Annotated in this window: 19 protein-coding genes; 11 read left to right on the top strand and 8 right to left on the bottom strand. The window is 67.7% G+C overall.

Annotation, left to right across the window (positions count from 1 at the left end; genetic code table 11):
• The first annotated feature begins 80 nt into the window (after positions 1-80).
• The 3 genes from gor to J2848_RS23090 all read left to right on the top strand — a co-directional run bounded on the left by gor (position 81) and on the right by J2848_RS23090 (position 3,276).
• Complete coding sequence (gene gor, locus J2848_RS23100) at positions 81-1,448, top strand: glutathione-disulfide reductase (protein ID WP_149232496.1); 1,368 nt, start codon at positions 81-83, stop codon at positions 1,446-1,448.
• A 175-nt stretch (positions 1,449-1,623) separates the two neighbouring features.
• A complete protein-coding gene (locus J2848_RS23095; protein WP_149232497.1) occupies positions 1,624-2,106 on the top strand; it encodes a hypothetical protein in 483 nt (160 codons plus the stop codon).
• Between the two features lie 267 nt (positions 2,107-2,373).
• On the top strand, positions 2,374-3,276 hold the full coding sequence (locus J2848_RS23090; RefSeq protein ID WP_149232498.1) for a manganese catalase family protein: 903 nt from the start codon (positions 2,374-2,376) through the stop codon (positions 3,274-3,276).
• A gap of 27 nt (positions 3,277-3,303) precedes the next feature.
• Here the strand turns inward: J2848_RS23090 and J2848_RS23085 are convergent, their stop codons facing one another.
• Positions 3,304-4,668 carry an AmpG family muropeptide MFS transporter gene (locus tag J2848_RS23085; RefSeq protein WP_149232499.1) on the bottom strand — a complete coding sequence of 455 codons (1,365 nt, stop codon included), beginning with the start codon at positions 4,666-4,668 and terminating at the stop codon, positions 3,304-3,306.
• Positions 4,669-4,962: 294 nt separating this feature from the next.
• On the opposite strand from J2848_RS23085, the gene J2848_RS23080 reads away from it, so the two are divergent.
• Entirely contained in the window at positions 4,963-6,354 is a 1,392-nt protein-coding gene (locus J2848_RS23080; protein WP_149232500.1) for a class II 3-deoxy-7-phosphoheptulonate synthase, read from the top strand.
• A 66-nt stretch (positions 6,355-6,420) separates the two neighbouring features.
• Here J2848_RS23080 and J2848_RS23075 read toward each other — a convergent pair whose 3' ends face one another.
• Genes J2848_RS23075 through J2848_RS23045 form a run of 7 tightly spaced genes read right to left on the bottom strand, consistent with a single transcriptional unit; the run spans position 6,421 to position 13,183 of the window.
• A complete protein-coding gene (locus J2848_RS23075; RefSeq protein WP_149232501.1) occupies positions 6,421-7,482 on the bottom strand; it encodes an ABC transporter substrate-binding protein in 1,062 nt (353 codons plus the stop codon).
• A 44-nt stretch (positions 7,483-7,526) separates the two neighbouring features.
• Positions 7,527-8,648, bottom strand: coding sequence for an NAD(P)/FAD-dependent oxidoreductase (locus J2848_RS23070; protein WP_211103195.1), 1,122 nt, complete (start codon positions 8,646-8,648; stop codon positions 7,527-7,529).
• Positions 8,645-10,057, bottom strand: a complete 1,413-nt coding sequence (locus tag J2848_RS23065) for an FAD/NAD(P)-dependent oxidoreductase (RefSeq protein ID WP_149232502.1) — start codon at positions 10,055-10,057, stop codon at positions 8,645-8,647. Before J2848_RS23065 ends, J2848_RS23070 begins: the two co-directional genes overlap by 4 nt.
• Complete coding sequence (locus tag J2848_RS23060) at positions 10,054-10,344, bottom strand: (2Fe-2S)-binding protein (RefSeq protein ID WP_149232503.1); 291 nt, start codon at positions 10,342-10,344, stop codon at positions 10,054-10,056. The genes J2848_RS23065 and J2848_RS23060 overlap by 4 nt, the downstream gene beginning before the upstream one ends.
• 40 nt (positions 10,345-10,384) lie before the next feature.
• Positions 10,385-11,179 carry an ABC transporter permease gene (locus J2848_RS23055; RefSeq protein WP_149232504.1) on the bottom strand — a complete coding sequence of 265 codons (795 nt, stop codon included), beginning with the start codon at positions 11,177-11,179 and terminating at the stop codon, positions 10,385-10,387.
• Positions 11,180-11,186: 7 nt separating this feature from the next.
• Entirely contained in the window at positions 11,187-12,092 is a 906-nt protein-coding gene (locus J2848_RS23050) for an ABC transporter permease (RefSeq protein WP_149232505.1), read from the bottom strand.
• The gene (locus J2848_RS23045; protein ID WP_149232506.1) at positions 12,089-13,183 is read right to left on the bottom strand and encodes an ABC transporter ATP-binding protein; all 1,095 of its coding nucleotides are present in this window, start codon (positions 13,181-13,183) and stop codon (positions 12,089-12,091) included. The genes J2848_RS23050 and J2848_RS23045 overlap by 4 nt, the downstream gene beginning before the upstream one ends.
• Positions 13,184-13,371: 188 nt before the next feature.
• Here J2848_RS23045 and J2848_RS23040 point away from each other — a divergent pair, with 188 nt between their 5' ends.
• The 7 genes from J2848_RS23040 (at position 13,372) to J2848_RS23010 (ending at position 20,550) form a co-directional block, all read left to right on the top strand.
• The gene (locus J2848_RS23040; RefSeq protein WP_246193973.1) at positions 13,372-14,253 is read left to right on the top strand and encodes an IclR family transcriptional regulator; all 882 of its coding nucleotides are present in this window, start codon (positions 13,372-13,374) and stop codon (positions 14,251-14,253) included.
• The gene (locus J2848_RS23035; protein ID WP_149232507.1) at positions 14,250-14,429 is read left to right on the top strand and encodes a DUF2256 domain-containing protein; all 180 of its coding nucleotides are present in this window, start codon (positions 14,250-14,252) and stop codon (positions 14,427-14,429) included. Before J2848_RS23040 ends, J2848_RS23035 begins: the two co-directional genes overlap by 4 nt.
• 275 nt (positions 14,430-14,704) lie before the next feature.
• Complete coding sequence (locus J2848_RS23030) at positions 14,705-15,715, top strand: BMP family protein (protein ID WP_211103197.1); 1,011 nt, start codon at positions 14,705-14,707, stop codon at positions 15,713-15,715.
• A 17-nt stretch (positions 15,716-15,732) separates the two neighbouring features.
• Positions 15,733-17,301 carry an ABC transporter ATP-binding protein gene (locus J2848_RS23025; protein WP_246193974.1) on the top strand — a complete coding sequence of 523 codons (1,569 nt, stop codon included), beginning with the start codon at positions 15,733-15,735 and terminating at the stop codon, positions 17,299-17,301.
• A complete protein-coding gene (locus J2848_RS23020; RefSeq protein ID WP_149232508.1) occupies positions 17,291-18,340 on the top strand; it encodes an ABC transporter permease in 1,050 nt (349 codons plus the stop codon). The genes J2848_RS23025 and J2848_RS23020 overlap by 11 nt, the downstream gene beginning before the upstream one ends.
• Before the next feature lie 6 nt (positions 18,341-18,346).
• Positions 18,347-19,270: an ABC transporter permease gene (locus tag J2848_RS23015; RefSeq protein WP_149232509.1), complete on the top strand. Its 924-nt coding sequence runs from the start codon at positions 18,347-18,349 to the stop codon at positions 19,268-19,270.
• Complete coding sequence (locus J2848_RS23010; protein WP_149232510.1) at positions 19,270-20,550, top strand: amidohydrolase family protein; 1,281 nt, start codon at positions 19,270-19,272, stop codon at positions 20,548-20,550. The genes J2848_RS23015 and J2848_RS23010 overlap by 1 nt, the downstream gene beginning before the upstream one ends.
• Positions 20,551-20,610: the final 60 nt, after the last annotated feature.

Here is a 20,610-nt window from a genome sequence, read left to right as displayed (position 1 = left end):
ACCCCATATCCTGCCGGACTACATCCAGCGGGCCCGTGATCATTCGTGGAATCAAGGTCCAGTTGCGGAAGGAGACGGCCGTGGCCGAGTATGATTTCGACCTCTTCACCATCGGGGCGGGGTCCGGCGGTGTCGCCGCCAGCCGGCGCGCGGCGTCCTATGGCGCCAAGGTGGCGATCTGCGAGGGCAGCCGCGTCGGCGGCACCTGCGTGATCCGCGGCTGCGTGCCGAAGAAGCTTCTGGTCTACGCTGCCCAGTTCCGCGACGGCTTCGAGGACTCCGCGGGTTATGGCTGGAGCGCGCCCATGCCCTCCTTCGACTGGGAGACGCTGATCGCGCGCAAGGACAGCGAGATCGACCGGCTGAACGGCATCTACATCAACATGCTGAAGAATTCCGGCGTCACCCTGTATGAGGGATTCGGCCGGATCATCGACCGCCACACGGTGGAGGTCGACGGCAAGCGCTATACCGCCCGCAACATCCTGATCGCCACCGGCGGCTGGCCGTCGCTGCCGCCGGTCGAGGGGATCGAGCATGCCGTGACCTCCAACGAGGCGCTGCATCTGGAAAAACTGCCCCACTCCGTCCTGATCATCGGCGGCGGCTACATCGCCGTGGAATTCGCCAGTATCTTCCGCGGCCTGGGTGCCGAAGTGACGCTGATGATCCGCGGCGACGACCTGCTGAACGGCTTCGACGACGACATCCGCGTCGCCCTGGCGCAGGAGATGCGCAAGCGCGGCGTCAACATCATCTCGCGCTGCAAGCCGGCGAAGCTGGAGAAGGGCCCCGGCGGCTATACCCTGACCGACCATATGGGCCGCGAGCATTCGGCCGGTCTGGTGATGGCTGCCACCGGCCGCCGGCCGAACACGAAGAATCTGGGGCTGGAAGAGGTCGGCATCACGCTGACCGAGGCCGGTGCGGTTCCGGTCGACGAATGGTCGCGGACGTCGGTCGACAACATCTATGCCATCGGCGACGTCACCGACCGCATGGCATTGACCCCGATCGCGATTGCCGAGGGCCGGGCGCTGGCCGAGACGCTGTTCAACGACAACCCGATGCGCATCGGTTACGACAATGTGCCGACTGCGGTGTTCTCGTTGCCACCGCTAGGCACCGTCGGCCTGACCGAGATGCAGGCCCGCGCCGAATACCCGCAGGTCGACATCTACAAGGCCGGCTTCCGCCCGATGAAGCACACCCTGTCCGGCCGCGACGAGCGGGTGCTGATGAAGCTGGTGGTGGACGGCGAGAGCCAGCGCGTGCTGGGCTGCCACATGATGGGCATGGACGCGCCGGAGATGATGCAGGCGTTGGCCATCGCGCTGAACTGCGGGGCCACCAAGCGCGACTTCGACCGCACCATTGCCCTCCACCCCTCCACGGCGGAGGAGTTCGTGTTGATGCGCGAGAAGGCTGAACCGGAAAAGAAGATCTGAGCGATCGCCTATAGTGGAAGGCCGTGACGGGCCATCCGTACCAGGGTCATGAGCGGAAAGCTCCACTCATGACCCTGTTACATTCCAGTATAAGGACCGGAAATCCCTGGACCTTACCCGATTGCGGTACCTACCATGGTGATACGAACAATTTTCCCATGGAATGGCCCTAAATATGCGTGGAATTTTTGCAGCGGCTGCCTGCGTTGCGGCGTTCGCCTCGATCGGCGCGGCTCATGCCCAGACCAAGATCGGCGTGTGGGACGTCAAGATCGACAAGGACTGCGCCATCAGCCAGGAATGGAAGACCGAAACGAAGGACACCGCCACCATCGCCCTCGCCTACACGAACAAGGGTCAGGCGATGGTGCTGATCTTCGGCGATTCCGCCTGGAAGCTGAAGGAAAAGGAAGATCTCACCATCTCCCTGTCGGTGGATAAGAAGTGGAGCGACAAGGTCCCGGGCGCCGCCATCGACAAGACGATGGCCGTCGTCGGCATTCCGGCGACATCCAAAGCGATCGACGCCCTGATGAACGGCCGTGAACTCTACATGGAAATCGACGGAAAGAGCGACGATTACGCCTACACCTACTATCTCGACGACACCCGCAAGGCGATTTCCGCCCTGGAAGCCTGCCGCGCCCAGGCACAGTAATAAGTCTCAGGCGCCGACGGCAGCGGGGCGTCACACGCCCGCGGAACCCCCGCTGCCATTGCCCGCTGCCAGACAGGATCTGCACGGAAGGCAGTCATTGCAGCCTCCGTCAGGATCCGTCCGTCATAACACTCCGAAGCAGGCATTTCTCCTGGAACGCTTCTAAGGATACGCGGTTGAGGGGATGGAGCGATCCGGCCCGGTCCCGATCGCTGCGATCCGCGGCCCCTGCAAAGCGGGCCATCTGACGCAGGAGGAATCCCTCGCATGTTCATGCACAACAAAAAGCTCATGTACACGGTTCGCGTGTCTGAGCCGAATCCGGTGCTCGCCAGCCTGATGCTTGAGCAGTTCGGCGGTCCACAGGGCGAACTGGCTGCAGCCATGCGCTATTTCACCCAGGGTCTGGCTGACGAGGATCCGGGCCGCAAGGACATGCTGATCGACATCGCGACCGAGGAACTGAGCCACCTTGAGGTGATCGGCTCCATCGTCGCCATGCTGACCAAGGGCGCCAAGGGCAAGCTGGCCGAGGGGGCGGAGGCCACCGCCGACCTCTATGCCAACATCACCCAGGGCAACGGCAGCCACACCCTGTCGCTGCTCTATGGCGGCGGACCGGCCCTGGTGAACTCCGCCGGGCAGTTGTGGACCGGCGGCTATATCGACAGCATCGGCGAACCGACGGCCGACCTGCGTTCCAACGTCGCGGCGGAGGCGCGTGCCAAGATCATTTACGAACGCCTGATCAACGTCACCGACGATCCGGGCGTGAAGGATGCGCTGGGCTTCCTGATGACCCGCGAGATCGCCCACCAGAAGAGCTTCGAGAAGGCGCTCTACGCCATCGACAACAACTTCCCGCCGGGCAAGCTGCCGGGCAAGCCCGAATACACCGACAAGTATTACAACATGAGCCAGGGCGAAGGCGACATGCGCGGTCCCTGGAACCAGGGCGCCCAGTGGGAATTCGTCGACGTCAAGATGGGCGACGCCCCGGTCAACGGCGGCGACGGCAATCCGACGGTCAAGCTGGCTGCGTCGGAACTGGCGGCGGTCAACGCCGTGGCCGCCCGCACCATGTCGAAGCCCGACGCCGATCCCCTGACCGGCGCCGACCTGGGCGCCGGGCCGGGTGCCGGCAAGACCAAGACGACCACCAAGGGCTGATCGGACCCTCCGGCATCTCCGTCCCCGTCACTGCGCGGGGACGGCAGCCTCTTCCTCGCGCCGGTGCAGGCCCATCAGCCAGACCAGCAGGCAGAGCGCCGGGATGGCGCCGGCCATCGACAGCAGGAAGAAGCTGACCCAGTCCATCCGCTCCGCCAGCCAGCCGGATGACGCGCCGAACAGGTCGCCACCCAGCTTGTAGAAGCTCGACAGCAGCGCATACTGGGTCGCAGTGTAGGAGACGTTGCACAGGCCCGACAGATAGGCGACGAAGGCCGCGGTGGCGATGCCGCCGCAGACATTGTCGATCGTCACCGTCACCGCCAGGACGGAGACGTCGTTGCCGGTCCAGGCCAGCGCGACATAGCCCAGATTCGACACCATCTGCAGGATGCCGCCGATCATCAGGCCGCGCAGCACCCCGACCTTGCCGACCAGAAGTCCGCCGATCAGTCCCCCGGCGATGGTCGCCCACAGGCCGAACAGCTTGCTGACCGTGGCGATCTCCGCCTTGGTGAAGCCTAAGCTGATGTAGAAGGTCGAGGACATCTGACCGGCCAGAACCTCCCCCAGCTTGTAGCTGGCGATGAAAGCCAGAATCACCATCCAGGCACGCCGCTCCATGAACTGGAGGAAGGGCGCCACCACCGCCCCGTAAATCCAGGCGAACATCACCGCGCTGCGACCCGACAGGTGCGGCCGGTGGCTAAGCCATTCGGCGATCAGCTTTTCGCGAGCGCTGGGCGGCGGCTCCTTCGGTTCGCGGCACAGCAGGATGGTCGCCATCCCGACCAGAACCAGCCCGGCCATCACCTCGTAAGCGGTACGCCAGCCATAGAATTCCGCGACATAGAGGGCGCCCGCCCCCGCCGCCATCAGGCCGAAGCGATAGCCCAGCACCAGCACCGCGGCACCGGCGGCCTGCTGATGCTCCTCCAGCACCTCGACACGGTAGGCGTCGACGACGATGTCCTGGCTGGCGGAACAGAAGGCGACCAGCACCGCGCACATCGCCGTCCACCACAGGTCCTGCCCCGGGCTGGTGCTGCCCAACCCCAGCAGGGCTGCCATCAGTGCGGCCTGCGCCGTCAGCGCCCAGCCGCGCCGCCGCCCGAACAGCCGGGTCATCACCGGCAACCGCAGCCTGTCGATCAGCGGCGCCCACAGGAATTTCAGAGCATAGGGCATGGTGACCAGCGCGAACAGCCCGATGTTGGTCCGGCTGACGCCCTGTTCGGTCAGCCAGACATTCAGCGTGGCGCCGGTCAGCGCCAGCGGCAACCCTTCGGAGAAGCCGAGGAACAGGATCGCCAGCACACGCGGGTCGCGGTAGACCGCAAGGGCCTGCCCCCAGGAAGACAGGCGCTTCGCCCGCCAGGATGTCGCTTTCACCGGGGAGGCTCCTCTTAGGGCGCATGGTCGGTCTCCCCCGATGTATAGCGGTGGCACGCAACCGCCGCCAGCGGCCCTTGCAAAGCGGGGATGACGAGAAGATTCTTTCATCCGAAATCACCCCCGGTGGCAGGCGACCTGCGCCCGCGGCACAGCATTGCCGGGAGGCCGGCCTAAACTGTGGAAAAGTTACCGCGAGTCGCGCTATAGAGTACCCCCCACGGGGTTCGCCGCCGGTCGTTCGCCGCCCGCCCGGCCCCCGTTCCGCAATCGTCAAGGAAGAGCAGGCGCGTCATGGTCGAGCGTTGGACACCCGCCAGTTGGAGGACGAAACCGGCGAAGCAGTTGCCGACTTATCCCGATCAGTCCAAGGTCGAGGCGGTCGAACAGCGCCTGTCCTCCTATCCGCCGCTCGTCTTCGCCGGCGAGGCCCGCCGGCTGAAGGCCAAGCTGGCCGAGGCCGCCGCCGGCCAGGCCTTCCTGCTGCAGGGCGGCGACTGCGCCGAAAGCTTCGCCGAGTTCCATCCCAACAACATCCGCGACACCTTCCGCGTCCTGCTGCAGATGGCCGTGGTGCTGACCTTCGGCGCCTCGATCCCGGTCATCAAGGTCGGCCGCATGGCCGGCCAGTTCGCCAAGCCACGCTCGGCCGACATGGAGGCGATCGACGGGGTCGAACTGCCGTCCTACCGCGGCGACATCATCAACGGCTTCGATTTCACCAGCGACGCCCGCGTTCCCGATCCGGAGCGCATGATGCAGGCCTACACCCAGGCCGCCGCGACGCTGAACCTGCTGCGCGCCTTCGCCCAGGGCGGCTATGCCGACCTGCACAAGGTCCATCAGTGGACGCTGAGCTTCGTCGAGAAGTCGCCGGCCGGCGAGCATTTCCAGGAGCTGGCGACCCGTCTGGACGAGACGCTGGCCTTCATGGCCGCCTGCGGCATCACCGCGGAAACCACGCCGCAGATCCGCGAGACCGACTTCTTCACCAGCCATGAGGCGCTGCTGCTGCCGTTCGAGCAGGCGCTGACCCGCGTCGACAGCACCACCGGCGACTGGTACGACGTGTCGGCCCATATGCTGTGGATCGGCGACCGCACCCGCCAGCCCGACGGCGCCCATGTCGAGTTCCTGCGCGGGGTGAAGAACCCGATCGGCCTGAAATGCGGCCCGACCACCGATCCGGACGAGCTGATCCGCCTGATCGACATCCTGAACCCGACCAACGAGGCCGGGCGCCTGACGCTGATCGTGCGCATGGGCTCCGACAAGGTGGCGGAGAAGTTCCCGCCGCTGCTGCGCAAGGTCCAGCGCGAAGGCCGCACCGTGGTGTGGTCCTGCGACCCGATGCACGGCAACACGATCAAGTCGACCACCGGCTACAAGACCCGCCCCGTCGAGCGGGTGCTGGCCGAGGCTAGAGGCTTCTTCGAAGTACATCAGGCCGAAGGCACCCATGCCGGCGGCGTGCATTTCGAGCTGACCGGCCAGGACGTGACGGAGTGCACGGGTGGTGCCCAGGCGATCACCGATCACAATCTGGCTCTGCGCTACCACACCGCCTGCGATCCGCGCCTGAACGCCAGCCAGTCGCTGGAGCTGGCCTTCCTGCTGTCGGAGAAGCTGAAGACCGGGCGCCAGTCCCGCGACGCCCAGCGCCGCGCCGCGGTGGCGGCGGAGTAAGCATCCGTCGCAGCGTTTCGGCGATAAAGAAAAGGGGGCGTTTCCGCCCCCTTTTCGATGCCCTGATTACCGTTCGATTTCCTTGTTCCAGCGCTGGTTCCAGTCCGGGCGCTTCTCGTTGATGACGTCCCAGTCCACCGTGACGGCGTTCTTCATGTAGCCCTGGAACTTGTTCATGTCGTCGGCGACCTCGGCCGGCGCGGTGACCTTGGTGTTGGACGGAATCTGCGCACCGTATTTCAGGGCGGCGAGCTGCGCCTCCGGCCCGAGCAGGTAGGCGGCGAGCTTCTGGGCGGCCTCGTTGTCCGGGTTCTTGGCAACGACGCATTCGCCCACCATCAGCACGACCGAGCCTTCCTTGGGCTGGGCATATTCCACCGGGATGCCCTTGGCCTTCAGGCTGCCGACGGCGGTCGGGGTCAGCGGGAAGATGGCCGCCTCGTTGGTCTGCACCATCTCGGCGATCTTGGCCGAGCTGGGGATGTATTCCAGCACGTTCGGGCCGATGGTCTTGCGCCAGGTGGTGAAGCCCGGATCGACGTTGGCCTCGGTACCGCCCTTGATGCGGTTGTACATCAGGAAGGCATGCAGGCCGAAGGAGCTGCTGGCGGCGGACTGGACGACGATCTTGCCCTTGTATTTGGGATCGGCCAGATCCATCCAGCTGGTCGGCGGCGCCCAACCCTTCTCGTCGAACATCGCCTTGTTATAGGCCAACCCGGTCATGCCCATGTTGACGCCGACCGCCATGTCGCCCTTCAGGCGCGCCGACTGATAGACGTCGTTCAGCACCGGCGAGCTGTCCATCTTCTGGCACAGGCCCATGCCGATGGCGCGGTACATCAGACCGTCGTCGAGGAAGACGACGTGCATCTGCGGATTGTCCTTCTGGGCCTGGAGCTTGGCCAGGATGTCGGACGAGGTGCCGGGGACAACCACCACCTTGATGCCGGTCGCCTTCTCGAAGGCGGGGAAGACGTTCTCGGTGTAGGTCTTCTCCATCGTGCCGCCATTCATGCCGATATAGACCGTCTTGGTCTGGGCGGCAGCCGGGGTGGAGAGGGCGGCGGCGGCCGCGATGGCAACCGTGGCGAGACCGGTGAGCGACAGGGAACGCAAGGTGGGCATGCACGTCCTCCAATGGGCCAAGGGGTGAGATCTGGAATGAAGTCTTAGGCGGTGGGCGGGAAGCGGTCGATGCTGAAAGCCTCCAGCGGCATCGGCGTCTCGCCGCCGGTGACCAGTTCGGCCAGCGTCTGGCCGACGCCGGGGCCGATCTGGAATCCGGCGCCGGAGAAGCCGAAGGCGTGGAACAGGCCGGGCGTGGTGCGGCTGGGGCCGATGATCGGGTTGCGGTCGGGCGTGTAGCCCTCCACCCCGGTCCAGCAGCGGATGACGTGGGCGTGGCGCAGCTGCGGGAACAGCTCCGCCGCGTCGCGCATCAGAGTCAGCACGGCGTCGCGTTGCGGCCGGGCACGATCGGCATCCAGCGCGAAGCCGCGCCCGCCGCCGACCACCATGTTGCCGCGCGGCACCTGCCGGCCATAGACGCCGCCGCCCTCGACCCCGATATTGACGTCGAGGAAGCGGGGCAGCGGCTCCGTCACCGCCATGTTGGGATGGAGCGATTCCAGCGGCACCGGCTCGCCGAAGGCTTCCGCCACCCGCCAGGACCAGGCACCGGCAGTGTTCAGCAGGAAGCGGGCGCGGACCTCCAGCGCATCGCCGCTCAGCAGGACGAAACGGTCACCGTCCTTCTCCACCCGGTCGACCGGCGTCTGTTCGCGCACCACGGCGCCCAGCTTGGCCGCAGCACGGGCGAAGGCGGGGGAAACGAGGCGCGGGTTGGCGTGGCCGTCCTCCGGGCAGAGCGAGCCGCCGATCGCCCGGTCGCCCAGCGCCGGCCAGCGGCGGCGGAACGCCTCGCCCGTGACGATCTCCAGCCCGAGGCCGAAACCCTGGCTGCGCTCGCGATAGTCGATCAGGGAGGCAAGGTCCGGCTCGCTGCGCGCCAGCTTCAGATGGCCGGAGCGGATGTATTCGGCATCGGTGCCCAGCAGGTCCGGCAGACGGCCCCAGATGGCGTGGGCGCGCTGGGACAGCGGCAGCTGCTCCAGCGGGCGGCCCTGCCGGCGCACGCCGCCGAAATTGACTCCGCTGGCCTTGGCGCCGCACCAGTCGCGCTCCAGCAGTGTCACCGACAGGCGGGCCTGCCGCAGGAACAGCGCCGCCGACCCACCGACGATCCCGCCGCCGACGATGGCGACGTCGCAGTCGATCCGTTCCCGCATCATGCGACCTCCCGTCCATCGGTGCCCTCTCCCCCCCGGGGAGAAGGAACAATTGTCGCGATGGGGAGGGGTTTGATCGGCGGCTGCGCCCTCAGGCGCCCCACCCCGTCCGGGCCGGTGCCAAGCGTCCGCGACAGCAGCTCCGCCATGGTGGCGCCGCACATGCGGCCCTGGCAGCGGCCCATGCCGACGCGGGTCAATGCCTTGGCGCGGTTCATCTCGCGGGCCTGTCCGCTACGGGCGACCTCACGCACCGCGCCGGCGGTGATACCCTCGCAGCGGCAGATCATCGTGTCATCGGCAATCGCGGCGGCCCAGTCCACCGGGAAGGGGAAAGCTGCCGACAGGCTGCGGCGGAAGGCGGCGATGCGGGCGAGCCGGCCGTCCAGTTCCTTCACCCGCGCGGCCTCGACCGGCCGACCGAGATCCTCCAGCAGGGCCAGCGCCGCGCGCTCCCCCGCCAGTTCCGCCGCATCGGCTCCGGCGATGCCGCTGCCGTCGCCGGCCAGATAGACGCCGGGAACCGAGCTGCACCCTGCCCCGTCCCGCTCCGGCAGCCAGGCACGATCGGCCTCGTCGAAGCGGAAGCGGCAACCAGCAAGATCCGCCAGCTGCGTTTCCGACCGCAAGCCCAGACCGAAGGCAACCGCGTCGCAGCCCGTGCGCCGTTCCTGCCCGCGGGCATCGCGCCAGACCAGCGCCTCGACCCGCTCCGCTCCCTCGGCACGCACCGGGCGTACGCCGTTGTGGATCGGCACGCCATGGGCGCGCAGCCAACCGACGAACAGCAGCCCCTTCGCCAGAGTCGCCGGGTCGCGCAACATGCCGGTGGTGGCGCGGGCCTGGGCGGCGAAGGGCGTGGTGTCGAACACCCCCGCCACCTCGACCCCGGCCTTCAGATACTGGTAGGCCACCAGATAGAGCAGCGGCCCGGTGCCGAGAAAGGCCACCCGCCGGCCGACGGCACAGCCCTGGAACTTCAGCGCCACCTGCGAGCCGCCGAGCGTGAAGACGCCGGGCAGCGTCCAGCCAGGGAAGGGCAGCACACGGTCGGTGGCGCCGGTCGCCAGGATCAGATGGCTGAAGGGCAGTATCTCGCTCGTCCCATCGCTCAGAAGGTCGAGCGCCCCGGCTTCGCAGTTCCACACCAGCGTGCGCGGCCGGTAGTCCACCCGGTCACGAATCGCCGCCATGGCGCGGTGGACCGCGTCGGCCTTGCCGGCTTCGAACCCATACAGTGCCGTCTTCGGCCGGGTGAAGCCGCCATCCGGTGGCTGGCGGTAGATCTGGCCGCCCCAGCGCGCCGCCTCGTCCACCACCACCGGGCGCAGGCCGGCGGCGACCAGCCGTTCGGCGGCACGGATGCCGGCCGGGCCGGCACCGACGATGACGGGGGGCAGGAGTTCGCTCACGACGTCCACTCCCCGCCGCTCACAAGACGCATGCCGTCGGCGATGAAGGTGCCGCAGGCGCGCAGGCGCTCGCCCTCCTCCGTCCGCACCCAGCAATCCTGGCAGGCTCCCATCATGCAGAAGCCGGCGCGCGGGGTGTCGGCGAACTCCGTTCGGCGCAGCCGCTCCCCGTTGGTGAGCATGGCGGTCATGACGGTATCGCCCTCCAGCGCCTCAACCGGGCGCCCGTCGAGGGTGAAGCGGACCACGCGCCGGCCCTGTTCGGCCACACGCTGCAACAAAGCCATGATGACTGGTCTCCGAAGAGAGGACGGCCGGAGCGTATGCTCAGTGCTGGCCGACCAGGATGCGGTCCAACCCATAGACACGGTCGAGCAGAAGCACGGCGACCGCGGTGATGCCGATGATGAGAGCCGACACCGCCGCCATCATCGGGTCGATGGATTCGGTGGCGTACATGTACATCCGCACCGGCAGCGTTACCGTGGACGGCGAGGTGATGAAGATGGACATGGTCAGCTCGTCGAAGCTGTTGATGAAGGCGATCAGCCAGCCGCCGGTGACGCCGGGCAGGATCATCGGCAGGGTGACGCGGCGGAACACGGTGGCCTCGCTGGCGCCGAGCGAGAAGGCCGCCTGCTCCACGCTGCGGTCGAAGCCGGAGATGGCGGCGATCAGCAGGCGCATCACATAGGGGGTGACGATCACCATATGCGCTGCCACCAGCCAGCCGAAGCTGCCCGTGGCGCCGACCACCGCGAACAGCCGCAGCATGGCGACGCCCAGCACCAGATGCGGGATGATCAGCGGCGACAGGAACAGCGCGTTGAGGAAGCCGCGGCCGGGAAACTCCCAGCGCGTGATGGCGAGGGAGGCCGGCACCGCAAGCGCCACCGCCAGCGTCGCCGACAGCACCGCCAGCCACAGGCTGTTCCAGAAGGACTGGACGAAGTCCGGGTGGTGGAACACCGCCTGGAACCAGCGCAGGGAGAAGCCCTTCGTCGGCAGCGACAGCGTGTTTTCCGGCGTAAAGGCGACGAGGCAGACGATCGCCAGCGGCGCCAGCATGAAGATGACGACGAGGGTGTGGAAGATCAGGGCGACGGGTCCGTTGCGGGTCATGGCGTCTTCACCCCAGCCGGCGGCGGTAGTGGCCTTCCACCATGCGGTGGTAGGTCAGCATGATGATCAGGTTGGCGGCCAGCAGGATCACCGCGACCGCAGCCCCCATCGGCCAGTTGAGGTCACTGAGATACTGGTCGTAGACGACGGTCGCGACCATCTTCAGCCGCCGCCCGCCGAGCAATCCTGGAATGGCGAAGGCGCTGGCGCTGAGGCCGAAGACGATCAGGCTTCCCGACAGGATGCCGGGCAGGATCTGTGGTGCCACCACCCGGACGATGGCCGTGGCGCGCGAGGCACCGAAGGACAGCGCCGCCTGCTCCACCGCCGGATCCAGCTTCTGCAAGGAGGTCCAGACCGGGATGACCATGAAGGGCAGCATGACGTGGACCAGTGCCACCACCACCGTGCCTTCGCTGTAGAGCAGCTTCATCCGGCCGATGCCGAGCGCGATCAGCGCCCCGTTCACCGGCCCTTCCGGCCCCAGCAGCATGCTCCAACCGAAGGCGCGGACGACGACGGAGACCAGCAGCGGCGCCAGGATCACCAGCAGGAAGATCGACCGCCAGGGGTTGGTCATCCGGCTGAGGATGTAGGCCTCCGGCACCCCGATCACCACGCAGATGGCGGTCGCCAGCGCCGAGATGCGGAAGGTGCGCAGGAAGATTTCCAGGTAATACTCGTCGGTCACCACCGCCAGATAATGCTCCAGCGTGAAGCCGCCGGTGCGCCCGGTCGCATACTCGAACTGGTTGAAGGACAGAAGCGCCGTCAGGAACAGCGGGGTCAGCACCAGGGCCGCGAACAGCAGCGCAGCCGGTGCCGACAGGAACAGCGGAGCGGTGGGGAACCGGCGTTGCGGCGTATCCTCACCCGGTGATGCCGGAGCGGTATCGGGCAGGGACGCGCTCATCCCGTCACCTCAAGGGCAACATCCGGGGCTTCCGCCATGGCGCCTCGATGGACGCGCACCACCGACGGCGACCACTCCAACCCGACCGGGGCACCCTGCTCCGCCGGGGTCGAGCCGTCGTTCGGCGTCACCACCATGATCGTGCCGAGCGGCCCGTCGATGTGATAGAGCCACTGGCTGCCCAGGAAGAAGCGGTCGGCGACGCGGCCGGTCAGCAGCCCGTTCGACGGGGCGGTCAGGTGCAGCTTCTCCGGCCGGATGCACAGGGTCACCGTCTCGCCCACCGACAGACCGGCGTTTTCCACCGGCACGGCGATGCCGGCCAGCGACACCGTGGCGCCGGCGCCGGTCGCGGTCGCGACCTTGCCCGGCAGCAGGTTGGTCTTGCCGACGAAGCGGGAGATGAACTCCGTCTCCGGATGCTCGTAGATGCGGTAGGGCTGGTCGATCTGGGTGATGCGCCCGGCCTCCATCACCACGACGCGGTCGCTGATCGAGAAGGCTTCCGCCTGATCGTGGGTGACCATCACGGTGGTGGTGCCGACCTTGCGCTGAATTTCGCGCAGCTCGAACTGCATCGCCTCGCGCAGCTTGGCGTCCAGGTTCGACAGCGGTTCGTCCAGCAGCAGGACCGGCGGACGGATGACCAGGGCGCGGGCCAATGCCACGCGCTGCCGCTGGCCGCCCGACAGTTCGCGCGGGTAGCGCTTGGCGTAGGGGGAGAGGTGGACCAGCGACAGCGCCTCCTCCACCCGCGGCTTGCGCTCGCCCTTGGGCACGCGCTGCATCTCCAGGCCGAAGCTGACATTGTCGAAGACGGTCATGTGCGGGAACAGAGCGTAGCTCTGGAACACGATGCCCAGCCCGCGGCTGTTCGCCTTGGCCCGCGTGATGTCGCGTCCGTCCAGCCGGATGGTGCCGGCCGACGGTTCGACGAAACCGGCGATCATCTGCAAAGTCGTGGTCTTGCCGCAGCCCGAGGGGCCGAGCAGAGAGACGAACTCGCCCTTTTCCACCGACAGCGAGACGTCGCCGACCGCGGTCAGCGGGCCGTAACGCTTGGTGATGTTTTTCAATTCGAGGAACGACACGGGGGAATTCTCCCTCTTGCGACACTTGGCCTCGGTCTCCGGGCCCCACCTGTTAACCCGATGGTTCCGTCCCCCGACCGTTCGCGTCAATCCGCTTTTTCCATAGGAAGAAAAGATTTTGCAAAAGCTTCCGATATGCGGAATAGATGGGGCAGCCAACATCACCGATTTTCAGAACGGAACCGAATATGAGTGCCGACCTCCGCAGCACGGCCAATAAGGGCGCCAATGAAGGCGCTGGTGGGGATGAAGCGGGCGGCGAGGCGGGCGGCAAGTCCAGCCTCCAGCGCGGGCTGGCGATCCTGCGTCTGCTGGCAACGTCCAATGAAACCGGCGCAAGGCTGACAGACATCGCCCGCGCGCTCGACCTCACCCCGCCGACCGTCCACCGCCTGCTGAAAATCCTGGTGGAGGAAGGGATGGCTGAGGCAGACAAGGCGACCAAGCGCTACCGGCTGGGCATCGACCTTTTCGGACTGGCCGCCCAGGCCGGCAACCCCAACAACCTGCGCGACATCTGCCGGCCGATCCTGCTGCGCCTGTCGGCGACCCTGCGCGACACCATCTTCCTGCTGGTGCGCAGCGGTTTCGACGCGGTGTGCCTGGACCGCAGCGAGGGTCCCTTCCCCATCCGCTCCTTCACCGGCGACATCGGCGGCCGGGTGACGCTGGGCGTCGGCCAGGGCAGCCTCGCCATCATGGCCTTCCTGCATGCGGAGGAGCGGGAGGAGGTGATCCGCTTCAACCTGCCGCGCATGCAGGGCGTCGGCATCATCGACGAGGTCTATCTGCGCACGGAGATCGCGCGGGTGCGCGATCTCGGCTATGCCAGCCGCTCCACCGGCCTGCTGCCGGGCATGTCCGGCGTCGCGGTGCCGGTGCTGGACCGCGACGGCCATGCTGTGGCGGCGCTGAGCGTCGGCACGATCAGCGAGCGTCTGAACGAGGAACGGCTGCCGGTGGTGGTCGATATCCTGAAGCGCGAATCCGCGGCCATCAGCCGACAGCTGAATCCCTTCGATCCCGTGCTGCGCCGGCCGGCGGCGATCCTGGGAGGCGGCCCGGCGTGAGAGGCGTCAGGAAGGCCGACCTGCCGACCAAGACCTGCCCGGTCTGCAACCGCCCTTTCACGTGGCGCAAGAAATGGGAGCGGGTGTGGGACGAGGTGAAATACTGCTCCGACCGCTGCCGCGGCGATGCCCGCAAGCACGGCCAGAGGCCGGAGGGTGACACGCCACGATCCTGACCAAATCGCCAAGAAGCGTTGCCCTTTTTTCGGTCACATGCCAGCATTCTGACCGGCCGAAGCGCCATGCCTGCGAGGTGGGCGGCGGCTCCGGCCGATGGCATTTCCGTTGCATTTGCATGCCGGCCCTTACGAGGTCCATGGATTGCGGGAACATTCCCGAGTATTCATGCTCCCGGCGGGTCAGCCATATCGCTGCGAGCAATTTGCAGCCAACGATACTCAGCAACACAGGGGACTGAACGATGTCGGTTCGGGGGATGGGGGATCTGGGCATGAGCGTCCTGGGAATGACACGCCGTGCGGTGCTGTGCGGTGTCGCCGCGGTGGCCTTCGCGGCGGCGGCCGGCGGGTCCCTGCCGGCCTTCGCGCAGGGCAAGCTGAAGGTCGCCGGCATCTACACCGTGCCGATCGAGCAGCAGTGGGTAAGCCGTATCCATGTCGCGCTGAAGGCCGCCGCCGACCGTGGCGAGATCGAGTATGTCTGGGCCGAGTCGGTTGCCAACACCGATTATGAGCGCGTGATGCGCCAATATGCCGAGGCCGGCCAGCAGCTGGTCTTCGGCGAGGTGTTCGGGGTGGAGCGCGCCGCCCGCGCCGTCGCCAAGGACTATCCGAAGACCGCCTTCGTCATGGGCTCCAGCTTCAAGCCGCAGGAACCGAACTTCTCGGTCTTCGACAACTACATCCAGGAGCCGGCCTATCTGTCCGGCATGGTCGCCGGCGGCATGACCAAGTCGAACATGATCGGCATGGTCGGCGGCTATCCGATCCCCGAGGTGAACCGCCTGATGAACGCCTTCATGGAAGGCGCCAAGGAGGTCAACCCGCAGGTCAAGTTCTCCGTCAGCTTCATCGGCTCCTGGTTCGACCCGCCCAAGGCCAAGGAAGCCGCCTTCGCCATGATCGACCGCGGCGCCGACGTGATGTACGCCGAGCGCTTCGGCGTGTCCGACGCCGCCAAGGAGCGCAAGGTGCTCGCCATCGGCAACGTCATCGACACCCAGCCGCAGTATCCCGACACCGTCGTCGCCAGCGCCCTGTGGCACATGGAGCCGTCGGTGGAGCGCGCCATCGCCGCGGTGAAGGCCGGCAGCTACAAGGCCGAGGATTACGGGCCCTACAGCATGATGGCGCACAAGGGCTCCAGCCTCGCGCCGCTCGGCACCTTCGAGTCGAAGGTTCCCGACGCCATCAAGGCGAAGGTGAAGGAGCGCGAGCAGCAGATCCGCGACGGCAAGTTCACCGTGAAGGTCAACGACGCCGAGCCGAAGTCGACGATGTGACGCTTGGCGCATCCCCGATGTCATCGCCCATGAAAGGCGGGCCGGAGGTCGTCCTCCGGCTCGCCGGCATTTCGAAGCGGTTCGGTCCGCTGCTCGCCAACGACAACATCTCGCTGACGCTCCGCGCCGGCGAGGTGCTGGCCCTTCTTGGCGAGAACGGCGCCGGCAAGACCACCCTGATGAACATCCTCTTCGGCCATTACGTCGCCGACGAGGGCAGCATCGAGGCGTTCGGCCGTCCGCTGCCGCCGGGTTCGCCCCGCGCGGCGCTGGAGGCCGGCATCGGCATGGTCCACCAGCATTTCACCCTGGCGGACAATCTGTCGGTGCTGGACAACATCGCCGTCGGGACCGAATCGCTGTGGCGCTGGCGCTCCGACCGGGGTGCCGCCCGCCGCCGGCTGCTCGACCTCTCCCAGCGCTTCGGGCTGGAGGTGCGGCCGGACGCGCTGGTCGGCGACCTGTCGGTCGGCGAGCGCCAGCGGGTGGAGATCCTGAAGGCGCTCTACCGCGATGCCCGCATCCTGATCCTCGACGAGCCGACCGCGGTGCTGACGCCGCAGGAATCGGCCGGGCTGTTCGAGACGCTGCGCCGGCTGACCGCCGATGGCTTGGCCGTCGTCTTCATCAGCCACAAGATGAACGAGGTCTTCGCCGCCAGCGACACCGTCGCCGTCCTGCGCGCCGGCAAGCTGGTCGCCACCCACGCCACCGCCTCCACCGACCGCGCCAGGCTGGCCGAGCTGATGGTCGGCCGCAGCGTCAAGCCGCCGGCGCCCGCCCCGCTCAGCCCCGGTGAACCGGTGCTAGAGCTGTCGGGCGTCACGGTGGCGTCGGGTCATGGCCGTCCGCTGCTGGACGGCGTCGATTTGACGGTGCGCCGCCATCAGGTAGTCGGCATCGCCGGCGTATCCGGCAACGGCCAGACCGCGCTCGCGGAGCTGGTCAGCGGCCTGATCCGCCCTGATTCCGGCCGGCTGTCCTTGAAGGGCAGCGTGGTGGAGCATGGCGACCCGGCCGACATGGTCCGGCGCGGCGTCGCCCGCATCCCGGAGGACCGCCACAGCGCCGGCCTCGTCGGCGCCATGTCGGTATGGGAAAACCTGATCGCCGAGCGCTACCACGACTCATCCTTCTCCCGCTTCGGCGTGCTGCGGCGCGGGGCCGCAAGGACTTACGCCCGCAAGGTGATCGAGGAGTTCGACGTCCGCTGCCCCGGTCCCGACGCCCGGACGCAGCTGCTGTCGGGCGGCAACATGCAGAAGCTGATCCTGGGCCGCACCCTGGCCCACGGACCGGACCTGATCCTGGCGAGCCAGCCGACGCGCGGGCTCGACATCGGGGCGGTGTCCTACGTCCACAGCCGGCTGCTCGACGCCCGTGCCGCCGGAGCCGGCGTCCTGCTGATCTCCGAGGATCTGGACGAGATCCTGGCGCTGGCCGACTGCGTCACCGTCGCCTATCACGGGCGCCTCACCCCGCTTCTGCCGCATGACCGGGTGTCGGTCAGCCAGCTCGGTCTGCTGATGGCCGGGCATTGGGACATTTTGCGCGACATCCTGCCGGAGACTGTTGATGCGGCTTGAACCGCGCACCGATACCCCGCTCGCCCTGCGGCTGCTGGCGCCGGTGGGCGCCGTGGCGGCGGCGCTGGCGCTCTGCGCCCTGCTGGTCGCCTGGACCGGCGCCCCGGTGCTGCGTGCCTACGGCCTGCTGTTCGAGGGCGCCGTCGGCTCCCGCTTCGCCCTGACCGAGACGCTGACCCGCGCCACCCCGCTGATCCTGACCGGGCTTGCCGCCGCCGTCGCCTTCCGCGCCAAGCTGTGGAACATCGGGGCGGAGGGGCAGCTCTACATGGGGGCGCTGGCCGCCGTGGTGGTCGGCGGCGGCATGCTCGACCTGCCGGCCTGGGCGCTGATCCCGGTGGTGATGATCGCCGGCATGGCGGCGGGCGGTGTCACCCTGCTCGGTCCCGCCGTGCTGAAGGTCCGCTTCGGCGTCGACGAGGTGGTGACCACCCTGCTGCTGAACTTCGTCGTGCTGCTGCTGGTGTCGATGCTGCTGGAAGGCGCCCTGAAGGACCCGATGGGCATGGGCTGGCCGCAATCGGCGCCGGTCGTCGAGGCGGCGGAGCTTCCCAAGCTGGTGGCGCGTACCCGCCTGCATGCCGGGCTGGCCATCGCGCTCGGCCTGTCGGTGCTACTGTGGCTGGTCGATACCCGGACCATCTGGGGCTACGAGAATCGCGCGGTCGGCGCCAATCCGCGCGCCGCCGCCTTCGCCGGCATGCCGGTGACGCGGGTCATGCTGCGCACCGCCCTGCTGTCGGGCGGGCTCGCCGGGCTGGCGGGTGCGGCGGAGGTCTGCGGGCTGAAGGGCTATCTGACGCTCGACCTGTCGCCGGGCTTCGGCTACAACGGCATCGTCGTCGCCATGCTGGCCCAGTTGCATCCCATCGGCGTGGTGGGGGCCGCGCTGTTCATCGCCGGCATCTTCGTCGGCGCCGACGCCATGAGCCGCGCCATGCCGGTTCCCAACTACATCGCCGACGTCCTGGTCGCCGCCAGCCTGTTGTGCATGCTGGTCGCCGGGCTGCTGGCGCGCTACCGGCTGCGGCGGGGGTAAGGGGTTATGGATTTCCTGTCGATCCTCCTCGACATCCTGCTGTCGGCCGCCTTCTGGACCGCGGTGCTGCGCATCGCCACCCCCTATGTGCTGGGCACGCTGGGCGAGTTGGTGTGCGAACGGGCCGGCGTGCTGAATCTCGGCATCGAAGGCATCATGACGCTGGGGGCCATGGCCGGCTGGATGGCGGTCTACCAGGGGGCCGACCTGTGGACCGGCGTGCTGGTCGCCGCTGCCTGCGGCGCGCTGCTCGGCCTGCTGCATGCGGCGCTGACCGTGCCGCTCGGCCTGTCGCAGCATGTGACCGGCATCGGCGTGACCCTGCTGGGCACCAGCCTGTCCTATTTCGTCTATCGCCTCGTCCTGCCGCAGGCCAGCACCCCGCCGACCGTCGAGCCGTTCCAGCCGCTGGCCTTGCCCGGCGCCCTGGCCCAGACGCCGCTGACCTACCTTGCGTTCCTTCTGGTCGTTGCGGTCGCGTACGTGCTGTACCGCACGCCGGTCGGGCTGGCGGTGCGGATGGTCGGCGAGAATCCGGCCGCCGCCGAGGCGCAGGGGCTGAACGTCACCGCCATCCGCATCGGTGCGGTGGTAGCGGGCAGCGCGCTGATGGCGCTGGCCGGCGCCTTCCTGACCCTGTCGGCCTTCAACGCCTTCTTCTTCAACATGGTCAACGGGCGCGGCTGGATCTGCATCGCGCTGGTGGTCTTCGCCTCCTGGCGGCCGGGCAAGGCTCTGCTGGGCGCCCTGCTGTTCGCGGTGTTCGACGCGCTGCAACTGCGGCTGCAGCAGGCGAGCGGCGGCGTCCTGCCCTACCAGCTGTTCCTGATGATGCCCTATCTGTTGAGCATCCTGGCGCTGGTGCTGGTGGCCCGCCGGGCCTCCTACCCGCGCGCCCTGATGATCCCGTACCGCAAAGGAGAACGCTGATGTTCGACCTGATCCTGCGCCGCGCCACCCTGCCGGATGGCCGCAGCGGCATCGACATCGGCATCAGGGGCGGCCAGATCACCGCGGTCGAAGCGAATCTGGTGGGCGAAGCCGCGGCGGAGATCGACGCCACCGGCCGGCTGGTCAGCCCGCCCTTCGTCGATGCCCATTTCCATATGGACAGCACGCTCAGCTACGGCCTGCCGCGCGTCAACCAGAGCGGCACCCTGCTGGAGGGCATCGCGCTGTGGGGCGAGCTGAAACCGCAGCTGGTGCAGGACGCCATCATCGAGCGGGCGCTCGCTTACTGCGACTGGGCAGTCGGGCGCGGGTTGCTGGCGATCCGCAGCCATGTCGACATCTGCGACCCGCGCCTGCTGGCGACCGAAGCGCTGTTGGACGTCAAGAAGCGCGTCGCTCCCTATCTCGACCTCCAGTTGGTCGCCTTCCCGCAGGACGGTGTTCTCCGCGCACCGGGCGCCAAGGAGCTGCTGATCCGGGCGCTCGACATGGGCGTCGATGTCGTCGGCGGCATCCCGCATTTCGAGCGCACCATGGCCGACGGCGCCGCCTCCGTCCGCCTGCTCTGCGAGACCGCGGCGGAGCGCGGGCTGCTGGTCGACATGCATTGCGACGAGAGCGACGACCCGCTGTCCCGCCATGTCGAGACGCTGGCCTACGAGACGCAGCGGCTGGGTCTGCATGGTCGGGTGACGGGGTCGCACCTGACCTCGATGCACTCGATGGACAACTACTATGTCTCCAAGCTGATCCCGCTGATGGCGGAGGCGCGGCTGGGGGTGATCGCCAACCCGCTGATCAACATCGTCCTCCAGGGCCGCCACGACACCTACCCAAAGCGCCGCGGCATGACCCGCGTGCCGGAGCTGATGGCCGCCGGACTGACGGTCGCCTTCGGCCATGACTGCGTGATGGACCCCTGGTACCCGCTGGGCTCCGGCGACATGCTGGAGGTGGCGCATATGGGGCTGCATGTCGGCCAGATGACTGGGCAGGACGGCATCAAGGCCGCCTTCGACGCGGTGACGATCAACCCGGCCCGCCTGCTGCATCTGGACGGATACGGGCTGGAGCCGGGATGCAACGCCGACCTTGTTGTGCTCCAGGCCGGTAGCGCGGTCGAGGCGATCCGCACCCGCGCCGCCCGCCTGTTCGTCCTGCGCCGCGGCCGGATCGTCAGCCGCTGCGAACCGGTGCAGGCGAAGCTCGACCTGCCGGGCCGGCCGGAAGCGGTCGACTTCCTGCTGAAGCGGGGTTGAAGCGAACATAAAAAGCCCGCCGGAACGGGTGTTCCAGCGGGCTTTTCTTTGTCTGGAAAC

It is taken from the genome of Azospirillum lipoferum (genome assembly GCF_024170005.1).
In the GTDB taxonomy this organism is placed as follows: domain Bacteria; phylum Pseudomonadota; class Alphaproteobacteria; order Azospirillales; family Azospirillaceae; genus Azospirillum; species Azospirillum lipoferum.
This window is presented reverse-complemented; position numbering and strand designations above follow the sequence as displayed.